General features: G+C 72.8%; 9 protein-coding genes. 5 read left to right on the forward strand and 4 right to left on the reverse strand.

Annotated elements, in window-relative coordinates:
• Nucleotides 1-61: 61 nt before the first annotated feature.
• The 3 genes from ABZ642_RS36535 to ABZ642_RS36545 are packed head-to-tail and all read right to left on the reverse strand — an operon-like array spanning nt 62 to nt 2,521.
• On the reverse strand, nt 62-1,042 hold the full coding sequence (locus ABZ642_RS36535) for a biotin-dependent carboxyltransferase family protein (RefSeq protein WP_360492516.1): 981 nt from the start codon (nt 1,040-1,042) through the stop codon (nt 62-64).
• Entirely contained in the window at nt 1,035-1,739 is a 705-nt protein-coding gene (locus ABZ642_RS36540) for a carboxyltransferase domain-containing protein (protein ID WP_360492518.1), read from the reverse strand. The genes ABZ642_RS36535 and ABZ642_RS36540 overlap by 8 nt, the downstream gene beginning before the upstream one ends.
• Nucleotides 1,736-2,521, reverse strand: a complete 786-nt coding sequence (locus ABZ642_RS36545; protein WP_360492521.1) for a 5-oxoprolinase subunit PxpA — start codon at nt 2,519-2,521, stop codon at nt 1,736-1,738. The genes ABZ642_RS36540 and ABZ642_RS36545 overlap by 4 nt, the downstream gene beginning before the upstream one ends.
• Before the next feature lie 264 nt (nt 2,522-2,785).
• Between ABZ642_RS36545 and nac the strand changes: the two genes are divergently transcribed.
• The 5 genes from nac to ABZ642_RS36570 all read left to right on the forward strand — a co-directional run bounded on the left by nac (nt 2,786) and on the right by ABZ642_RS36570 (nt 7,678).
• Nucleotides 2,786-3,703 carry a nitrogen assimilation transcriptional regulator NAC gene (gene nac / locus ABZ642_RS36550; RefSeq protein WP_360492524.1) on the forward strand — a complete coding sequence of 306 codons (918 nt, stop codon included), beginning with the start codon at nt 2,786-2,788 and terminating at the stop codon, nt 3,701-3,703.
• Nucleotides 3,704-3,791: 88 nt separating this feature from the next.
• A complete protein-coding gene (locus ABZ642_RS36555; protein WP_360492527.1) occupies nt 3,792-4,853 on the forward strand; it encodes a D-glycerate dehydrogenase in 1,062 nt (353 codons plus the stop codon).
• Complete coding sequence (locus ABZ642_RS36560) at nt 4,850-5,617, forward strand: SDR family oxidoreductase (RefSeq protein ID WP_360492530.1); 768 nt, start codon at nt 4,850-4,852, stop codon at nt 5,615-5,617. The genes ABZ642_RS36555 and ABZ642_RS36560 overlap by 4 nt, the downstream gene beginning before the upstream one ends.
• A 20-nt stretch (nt 5,618-5,637) precedes the next feature.
• A complete protein-coding gene (locus ABZ642_RS36565) occupies nt 5,638-6,669 on the forward strand; it encodes an L-idonate 5-dehydrogenase (RefSeq protein ID WP_360492533.1) in 1,032 nt (343 codons plus the stop codon).
• Nucleotides 6,670-6,835: 166 nt separating this feature from the next.
• The gene (locus ABZ642_RS36570; protein WP_360492536.1) at nt 6,836-7,678 is read left to right on the forward strand and encodes an alpha/beta hydrolase; all 843 of its coding nucleotides are present in this window, start codon (nt 6,836-6,838) and stop codon (nt 7,676-7,678) included.
• 65 nt (nt 7,679-7,743) lie between these two features.
• Here the strand turns inward: ABZ642_RS36570 and ABZ642_RS36575 are convergent, their stop codons facing one another.
• A complete protein-coding gene (locus tag ABZ642_RS36575; RefSeq protein ID WP_360492539.1) occupies nt 7,744-9,879 on the reverse strand; it encodes an exo-alpha-sialidase in 2,136 nt (711 codons plus the stop codon).
• Between the last annotated feature and the right edge of the window lie 31 nt (nt 9,880-9,910).

Consider the following 9,910-nt stretch of genomic DNA (forward strand, 5'->3'; position numbering starts at 1 on the left):
CTTCAATGACGTTCGTGCGCTTTCGGGGACGGGGTGTCACTGACGTGCGGGGACTGGGGAACTACCGGACGCGGTGGGCGTCGAACACCGTGCGGACGCGGGTCTTCAGGGCCTCGATGCCGGCGCGCTGTAAGCGGTACGCGGCGACGGCCTCGGCGACCGTCCGGCGCCGGAAGCGGATAGGGCGCCCCGGGCGGGCCTGGCCGAGCGTGTCCAGGCCGGTCGAGGTGACGACCGCGAGGACGGGATAGCCGGCGGTGACGCCGCGGCCCCGGTGCAGGACGAGCAGTTCGTCGCCGGCGGGCACCTCGATCGCGCCGACCGGGACGCCACGGGAGAGCACCTCGCCGGTCGCGGTCCTGCGGGGCACGTCACCGGACATCCGCAGGCCGATGTGGTTGCTCCGCGGGGTGACGGTGAACTCCGAGCGGAACAGCCGCTCCGCCGAGTCGCCGAACTCGGCCAGGTCGGGGCCGTCGGTGACGTCGATGGTCCATGCCGTCGTCTCGGCGAGAGGCGGTACGGACGTGCGCATACGGAAGAGCGGGATGCCGTAGACGGGATGGGCGACCGGCGCGCGAAGGGGCGTACGGACGGCGACCCGGTCGCCGTCGCGCAGGGTGCGGGCGAAGCCGAGGATGGTGTCGGGGGCGCAACTGCCCAGCAGGTACGGCGACTCCACCGAACCGTGCACGGCGAGGTAGACGCGGACGCCGACCCTGATGCCGGTGACGCGGATCGTCTCGCCGGCCCGGACGACGACGGGTTCCCAGCGGGGGCGGGGGGTGTCGTCGACGGTGAGGTCGGCGGGGGCGCCGGTCACGGCGACCAGTACGTCGGCGGAGGGGGTGCAGCTGAAGTCCAGGGCGGTGATCTCCAGCAGCGGCGCGTTCTCGGCGTTGCCGGCCAGGACGTTGGCGACGCGGGCGGCGTACTGGTCGGGGGCGCCGTTGACGGGGAGTCCGTAGCGGGAGCGGCCGGGGCGGCCGAGGTCCTGGACGGTCGTGAGTCCGGCGCGGTGGACGGTGAGGGTGTCAGCCATGGTCCACCGCCAGCGGAACGCCCGCGTGGGCGTCCCATTCGTCCGCGGTGATCGGTACGAACCGGAAGGTGTCGCCCGGCCGGTACGGCGTCAGTGGCTCGGCGTCGAGGTCGAGGACGCGCAGCGGGGTACGGCCGAGGAGGGGCCAGCCGCCGGGGGACCGCATCGGGCAGATCACGGCCTGCCGGCCGGCCACCGCGACCGAGCCGGGCGGCACGCTGGTCCGCGGCGAGGCCAGCCTCGGCACCGGTGCCGGGAACGCGGGACCGTCCGTCATGGGCGCCCCCACCGGTGCGCCCAGACAGCGCACCGTCAGGTCGCGGGCGGTGTGCAGCTCCACCACCTCCCGCTCGGTCAGGCCGAGTTGGGCGGCGACGACGGGGAGGTCGGGGCCGTGCTCACCGCCGTAGACCACCGGGACGGTGAAGCGCCGGGGCGACGGTGGCGGCGCTTCACCGTGGGTGAGGCGGGCTGTCGCCCGGTGCAGGGCCCGGCGCACCGTGGCGTGGTCCGTGGTGGCGCAGTCGAACTCGACGAGGAGGGAGTCGTAGGCCGGGACGATGCCGTACACGCCGGCCGGCCTCGCCGCCTCGACCGCGTCGGCGAGGGCGTGCACGAACCGCCAGGCGCCCGCGCCCGCGGCCTTCACGACGACGGCCGAGTCGCCGCAGTCCGCGACGAGCAGGTCGCCGCTCATCGGGCGGCCTTGCCGTCGAGTACGGCGGTCAGCGGGGCGATCGCGACACCCGCCGCCTGGAGCTCCCCGCGTATGAGGCGGGCCAGCGAGATGGCTCCGGGTGTGTCGCCGTGGAGCAGGACGGTGTCGCAGTCGACGGGGATGTCACGGCCGCCGGCGCCGCGGACGACCCCCTCGGTCACCATGCGGACCGTCCGTTCGGCGATCTCCCGTTCGTCGTGGATGACCGCGCCGGGTTCGCCCCTCGGTACGAGGGTGCCGTCGTCCCGGTAGGCGCGGTCGGCGATACCGACGACGGCGACGCGCAGGTCTCGGGCGCGGGCGGCGTCGGCGAGTGCGCCGTCCTGCGCCAGGACGATCAGCGTGGGGTCGAGGGAGGCGATCGCGTCGGTCACGGCGAGCGCGTAGTCCTGCCGGACGGCGACGAGGTTGCCGAGCCGGCCGTGCGGGGCCACGTGCCGTACCCGGGTGCCGTGCGCGGCGGCGAACGCCTGGAGCGCGCCGACCTGGTACAGCACGTCGGTGCGGACCTCGTCCGGGGTCAGGTCCATCGCGCGGCGGCCGAAGCCGACGCGGTCGGGGAAGCTGGGGTGCGCGCCGACGGCGACCCCGCGGTCGACGCAGTGGCGGACGGTGGCGTCCATGATCCGCGGGTCGCCGGCGTGGAAGCCGCAGGCGATGTTCGCCGAGGTGAGGACGGAGAGGAGGGCCTCGTCGTCCCCCATGGTCCAGGGGCCGAACCCCTCGCCGAGGTCGGCCACGAGATCGACCGTGTGCGTCATGTCGTCCTCCGCCAGGAATGGAAAAACGGGAGAAAGGGGAGCCGGGGAAATGAATCCGAAACGCGATTAACGTGTCCGTTGCAATTTCTTCGGCGGGCCGCCGGCGGCCGGGAATTTCGCGTTTCGGTGACCGTAGTACCGCGGGATCGGCGCATCAAATACCCGTTGCGTGTGACGTGATAAGGGCGGGATATGACACCGCCCACGCTCCGGCCGCCCGGACCGCCCGTACGATGAGCCCTCCTGTCAGGCTGGAGGTCGCCGATGGACACCAGGCGTCTGTACTCGTTCGTGAAGATCGTCGACGCCGGGAGCATCACGCGCGCCGCCGACATCCTGCACATCGCGCAGCCCGCGCTGAGCCAGCAGGTCTCGATGCTGGAGACCCAGTTCAAGCAGCAGTTGCTGATCCGGAGCAAGCGCGGGGTGGCCCCGACCGAGGCCGGACGCGCCCTGTACCGGCACGCCCAGCTGATCCTGCGCCAGCTCGAACACGCCCAGGCGGCGGTCGACGTGTCCGGGCGGGCGCCCGCCGGGAGCGTCTCGGTGGGCCTGGCCCCCTACAGCACCGGCGCCGCGCTGGCCCTGCCGCTGCTGCGGGCCGTGCGCGAGCGCTACCCGGACATCCTGCTGCACATCAACGAGAACTTCGGCGGTGTCATCAGCGAGGCGATCATGACCGGCCGGATGGACATGGCGTTCATCTACGACGCCGGGCCCGTACGCGGTGTCCAGTTCGAGCCGATGCGGACCGAGGACCTGTACCTGGTCGCCGCGCCGGGCACCGGTCCGGCGACCGACCGGGGCGAGGTCTCCATCGCGGAGCTGGCCGATGTCGGCCTGCTGCTGCCCAGCCGTATCCACACCATCCGCCAGGTCGTGGACGCCGCCTTCCGCCATGTCTCGCTCGAACCGCGGGTCGTCGGCGAGATCGAGTCGGTGCTGACCCTGAGCAGTGCCGTCGGCGCCGGTCTCGGCGCCACCGTGCTGCCCCGGTCGGCGGCCCAGGCCATCCTCGACGTACCGAGTCCGGTGGTACGGCGGATCGTCGACCCCACGATCGAGGTCAAGCTCTCCCTCTGTACCTCCGATCACCAGCCGCTCTCGGAACCCGCCCTCGCCGTGCACGATCTCTTTCACGAGCTGATCAACGAATTCGGCGGGAATCCCGACGTCCGATGACGTCACACGAATCCGGTATTGGTCGCGGCGGCTGAGCGCTGACTAATGTTTTCACCGTCGTAACGCAAAAGCAGCGTGGGAGTGGTGGATGAAAAAGCGCGTGCTCAGTACTCGTGGCGCCCTGCCCGGCGAGGGGCTGTCCCGGCTGGCGTCCCGTCCGGACACGGACGTCGTGCACTGGACGGGCACGGGCAGGCCGGAACCGGCCGAACTGGCCTCGCTCGCCGCGGGCGCGGGCGGCGTGAGCGCCGTCCTGGCCCTGGGCAACGACCGCGTCGACGCCGAACTGCTGGACGCGGCCGGCCCCTCCCTGAAGGTGGTCGGCCTGGCCAGCATGGGGTTCGACGGCGTGGACCGGCGGGCCGCGGCCGAGCGCGGGGTCGTGGTGACCCACACCCCGGGGGTGCTGGCGGAGACGACCGCCGACCTCACGTTCGCGCTGATCCTGGCCGCCCGCCGGCGGCTCGGGGCCGCCCGTGACGCGCTGCACTCCGGGGCGTGGGACCTGTTCCGGATGGCGGACCACCTCGGCCTGGACGTGCACGGTGCCACCCTGGGCCTGGTCGGCTACGGGCAGATCGGCCGGGCGGTGGCCCGGCGCGCCGCCGGCTTCGGCATGCGCGTGCTGCACCACGACCCGTTCGGCCCGGCCGCCGACGGCCTCTCCACCCCGGTCTCGCTGCCGCGGCTCCTCGCCGAGTCCGACGTGGTCTCGCTGCACGTCCCGCTCACCGACGCCACCCGCCATCTGATCGGCGCCGCGGAACTACGGGTCATGAAGCCGACCGCCACGCTGGTCAACACCTCCCGGGGCGGGGTGGTGGACGAGGCCGCGCTGCTGCACGCCCTCGACGAGGGCCGCCTGCACTCGGCCGGGCTCGACGTGTACGAACGCGAGCCGCGCGGCGCGGACGTGGCCGACCTGACCGCCCGGCCGAACCTGTTCGCCCTGCCGCACATCGGCTCCGCCACCGAGCCGACCCGCGCCGCGATGGTGGACCTCGCCGTGGACAACGTCCTGGACGTCCTCGACGGGCGCCCGGCCCGCACACCGCTGCCGGGTACCAGGGCGGAACCCGGCGCGACATCGGACCCGGTGCCCGGCACGACGGCCGGTCCCCGGCCCGGCACGAAGGCGGAACCGGCATGACGGGCAGCCCGCTGTTCGACGTCGCCGGGCGCATCGCCCTGGTCACCGGTTCCAGCCGGGGCATCGGGCGGGCGCTGGCCGAGGGACTGCTGGAGGCCGGCTGCACGGTCGTCCTCAACGGCCGGGACGAGACGGCCCTCGCCCGCACCCGCGACGAACTCGCCGGAAACTCCCCGGTGTTCGCCTACGCCTTCGACGTGACCGACTCCGCCGCCGTGGCCGCGAACGTCGCCGCGATCGAGGACCAGGTAGGCCCGATCGACATCCTGGTCAACAACACCGGCGCCCAACACCGCGCGCCGCTGGTCGACTTCACCGACGACGACTGGCAGCGCCTGCTCGGCACCAACCTCACCAGCGCCTTCCTCATGGGCCGGGAGGTCGCCCGCCGGATGGTCCCGCGCGGGCACGGGAAGATCGTCAACATCCTGTCGGTGCAGAGCGAGACGGTACGGCCCGGCATCGCCCCCTACTCCGCCACCAAGGGCGGGCTGAAGCTGCTGACCAAGGGCATGTGCGCGGACCTCGGCCCCTCGGGCATCCAGGTCAACGGCCTGGGGCCGGGCTACTTCGAGACCGAACTCACCGCGGCACTGGTCGCGGACGAGGAGTTCAGCGCGTGGGTACGGGGACGCACCCCGGCCGGACGCTGGGGCAGGGTCTCCGACCTGATCGGTGCCCTGATCTTCCTGGCGTCACCCGCGTCCGACTTCGTCAACGGCCAGGTGCTGTACGTCGACGGCGGCATGCTGTCGGTCCTGTGACCCGAGGGAAGGAGCATCACATGCACGCGTGCGTGGTCCACAAGGCGGGCGATCTCCGGGTCGAGGAGTGGGACCCCGGCCTGCCCGGCCCCGGGCAGGTGCTGGTGGCCGCGTCCCTGGGCGGCATCTGCGGTTCGGACCTGCACTACTACCACCGCGGCTCGGTCGGCGACTTCCACGTCCGCGAACCTCTGGTGCTGGGCCACGAGGTCGTCGGCCGGATCGCCGCGCTCGGCCCCGGTACCGAGGACGGCCCCGCGGTCGGCACCCCGGTGGCGATCCACCCGGCCACCCCGTGCGGGACCTGCCCGGAGTGCGTGCGCGACCGGCGCAACGTGTGCGGTCATGCCCGCTATCTCGGCAGCGCCGCCCGGATGCCGCACGTCCAGGGCGGTTTCGCCGAGCGGTTCGTCGTGCCGGCCGACCAGGTACGGGCGCTGCCGGCCGGGCTCGACCCGCGTCGTGCCGTACTCGCCGAGCCGCTGTCGGTCGCCCTGCACGCGGTGCGCCGCGCCGGGGAAGTGGCCGGCAAGCGGGTGCTGGTCACCGGCGCCGGCCCGATCGGTGCCCTGGTGGTCGCCGCACTGCGGCACGCGGGAGCCGCCGAAGTGATCGTCAGTGACCTGCTGGACGCTCCGTTGGCCGTCGCCGCGAGCGTCGGCGCCACGGCCACCGTCCGGGCGGACCGCCCCGACGACCCGGCCTGGCCGGACGACGTCGACGTCGCGGTGGAGGCGTCCGGCTCCGGGGCGGGCCTGGGTACCTGTGTCCGGCGGGTCCGCCGGGGCGGCACGGTCGTCCTCCTCGGACTGCTGCCGCCCGGCGAGACCGGCTTCCTCGGCAACGTCGTCGTCACCCGCGAGATCACCCTCCGGGGCGCCTTCCGTTTCGACCACGAATTCGACGACGCGCTCGCGCTCCTGGCCTCGGGCCTGGACGTCGGCCCGGTCGTCAGCCACACCCTGCCCCTGGCTCGTGCGGTCGAGGCGTTCGACCTGGCCGGCGACCGTACGAGGGCGTCCAAGGTCCTCCTGGACCTGGGCGGCGAATGAGGAACTCAGAAGTGCGATCCCCCTGCCACCCGACTGCGGGTGGAGGGGTCTCCGTTTGACCGTCGTCGATACCGGACTAGGCTGATTTGTCTCCCTGCTGCCGACCCTCCGGCCCTCCCGTTCCGCTGTGCACGTCGAGCTTTTCGCGTCGAGGAAGTGGAAGCACATGACCGCCTCTGGGATGTTGAAATCAGGCAAGGGCAGGCTGGCGCTCGGAGTGACGGTGCTCGCCGCCCTGACCGTGGTGCCGGCGCACGCGGCGGACGGCGTCGGCGCGGCTCCGGGGGGCCAGAAGCCGACCGTGGTGCTCGTGCACGGAGCGTTCGCCGACGGGTCCAGCTGGAACGCGGTGGTGCGGCGCCTGCAGGCGGACGGCTACCAGGTCATCGCGCCGCCCAACACGCTACGCGGGATACCCCAGGACTCCACGTACCTGAACAGCCTCCTGAAGACCATCAAGGGACCGATCGTCCTCGTCGGACACTCCTACGGCGGCGAGGTGATCTCGCAGGCGGCCGACGGGCTGGACAACGTCAAGGCGCTGGTCTACATCAACGCGATCATGCCGGACAAGGGCGAGTCGTTCTCCAGTCTCTCCAGCAAGTTCCCGGCCGTCCCGCTCACCGAGGCGTTCCAGCAGGTTCCGTTCCGTAACGGCGACGGCACCACCGGCACGGACGTGTACATCCAGCCCGGCAAGCTGCACGCGACCTTCGCCCAGGACCTCCCGCAGCAGCAGGCGTCCGTCCTGGCGGCGACACAACGCCCGATCGCGCAGTCCGCGTTCACCGACAAGCTCACCGCGGCGGCCTGGCGGGACAAGCCGGTCTACGTACTCGTCGGCAACCAGGACCGGGCGATCAACCCGAGCCTCGAGAAGTACGAGGCCAAGCGCGCCCACGCACGCAAGACCGTGGCGATCGACTCCTCGCACGTGTCCCTGATCTCGCACCCCCAGGAGGTCACCGACCTCATCGTGAGTGCGGCCCGGAACTCCGGACAGCATTGACTCCGGTCGGCGGAGCGAGCATTGCGGCAGCCCGGGCGGCAGTCCCCGCGCGGGATCCAGGTAATTCAGGTCCGTGGGCCGAGCAGGCGGATCGCGTCGGCGGCCACCGTCGCGTCCGCGTCGTTGGTCAGCTCGACCGACGTGCCGAGACCGGCCGGCAGGTGGTACTCGCCGAGGGAGACCCAGGTGCCGCCGCGCGGGTCGGCGGCTCCCGCCGTCCGCTGGTCGATTCGGACCGTGGCGGTCGTGCCGTCCGCCTGCACGACGGTGTACGGGGCGTTGCTCGCGCGGGTGGCCGCCGGGGGATACGACGCCTGGATCTCGTACTCGCCGTCCTGCGGTACGACCGGCCGCCAGCGCACCTTCCTCGTGCCCGAACCGGCGGGAGCCGTACGGTAGTTGCCCGACCAGAAGCCGGGGTCCGCGGTCGCCGTCGGCCAGCTGCCTGAGACCACCTCGAAGCCCAGCCGGTCGTTGTCCACGACCACCTCCGCACGGACGTCGGCCGAGCCCGGCGCCTCGATCAGGCTGAGCGAGTCGAGGCCGAGCAGGGTTCCGCCGCCCCTGCCGGGCCCCGTCACCGCGCACCGCACGGTGTGCCGTCCGGCGCGCAGCCGGGCGGTGCCGAGGTGAGCCAGGTCGAAGCCGGCCGCCGTCTGCGCCGTGGTGTCGATCGCGTGAGCGGGCAGCCCGCTGCCGTCGTCCACCGTGACGGTGACGAGGCCGCCGTCCGCCGAGCGGTAGTGGCGCAGCAGCAGCTCGTACTCGCCGGTGCGCGGCACCCGGATCGTGAACCGGACCGTGTCGCCGACCTGTGCGGGCGTGAGGACCAGTCGTTCGCCCCCGCCGCGCGCCAGCGGGTCGCCGACGGTCGTCACGACGCCGCCGCCCGTGACCTCGCGGTCCGTGGCGGCCAGGGCGACGACGGTCTCCCGGTAGCGGGGGCCGTGGCGCAGGCTGTCGCGGCCGCGGGTCAGCCAGTCGAGCGAGAAACGGCAGACGTTGACCCGGAGCGGGACGCTCGCCGAGTCGCCGTCGCAGCCGTAGAGCAGGATCACGGTGCCGTCGGAGAGGTGGGCGAGGTCGGAGTAGAAGGCACGGTTCTCGTTGACGACCCGCGAGTAGCGGTACGAGTAGCCCTCGTCGTAGCTGACCGACACCGTCATGTTGCGTCTGACGGGGGAGTCGGGGCGGCTGAACAGGAGCCGGTCGGTGCCGTGGCCGCCGGGGCCGCCGGTGTGGCGCAACAGGCTGGCGTCCACCGCGTTGAGCGAGCCGGTGCCCCCGTCGAGCGCCGGCTGCGACCAGGTCAGACCGTCGTCCTCGCTGACGGAGACGATCCGCTGCCCCTCACCGCCCGCCGCGGCCCGGCCGTTCACCAGCACGCTGCCGTCGGCGCGCTGCACCATCCGCGCCTCGTTGATGGGGTAGGCGACCTGGACGGGCACTTCGCCGGTCGCCTGCCAGGTGGCGCCGTGGTCGTCGCTGTGGATCGGCGCCACACCGTAGTACCGCTCGGCCACCGTGTTGCCGACGATCACCCTGCGGTGCAGGCAGTTGAGCAGCAGCCGGCCGGATCTCAGCTGGAGTCCGTGGCCCGGTCCGGGGCCGTGCAGCGCCCAGTCGTAGGGAAACCCGTCGAACAGGCCCGCCAGGTGCCGTGCTTCGCCCCAGGTCCGGCCGCCGTCCCGGCTGGAGATCAGGTAGAGGTCGCCCGAGTCGCCCGAGCAGGAGGTGTTCTCCGGCAGCCGGAGCGAGAGCATGTAGAAGAGGAAGACCTCCCGGGTCCGCCGGTCCACGACCAGCGCCGGGTTGCCCCAGGACTCGCCGTCGACGGAGGCGACCAGGGTGCGGCTCTCCTCCCAGGTCCGGCCGCCATCGGTACTGCGGCGCAGCAGCAGATCGCGCGGCCCGGCGTCGCACACCTCGTGCCGGCCCTCGGTGACGGCGAGGACGGTGTCGTCGGGCAGCACGGCCAGCGCGTGCACGTGGTAGCTCACGAGCGGGCCCTCGACGGAGTCCCAGAGGGTCTGCTCCTCGAAGAAGGCGCCGGGCCGGTCGGACCCGGAGGACCGGTCGGCGGCGTGCGCCGGGGAGCCGAGGGCCGCGGGGCCGAACGCGGCGGCCGCGGAGACGCCGGCCACGCCCAGGGCGAAGGATCTGCGGTTCATGGCGGTGCGCTGCGGTCCGTTGTCGGACATGGTGGGCCACCCCTTTCGGGCGGTACGGAGG

The organism is Streptomyces sp. NPDC007157, from assembly GCF_040634235.1.
Lineage (GTDB): Bacteria > Actinomycetota > Actinomycetes > Streptomycetales > Streptomycetaceae > Streptomyces.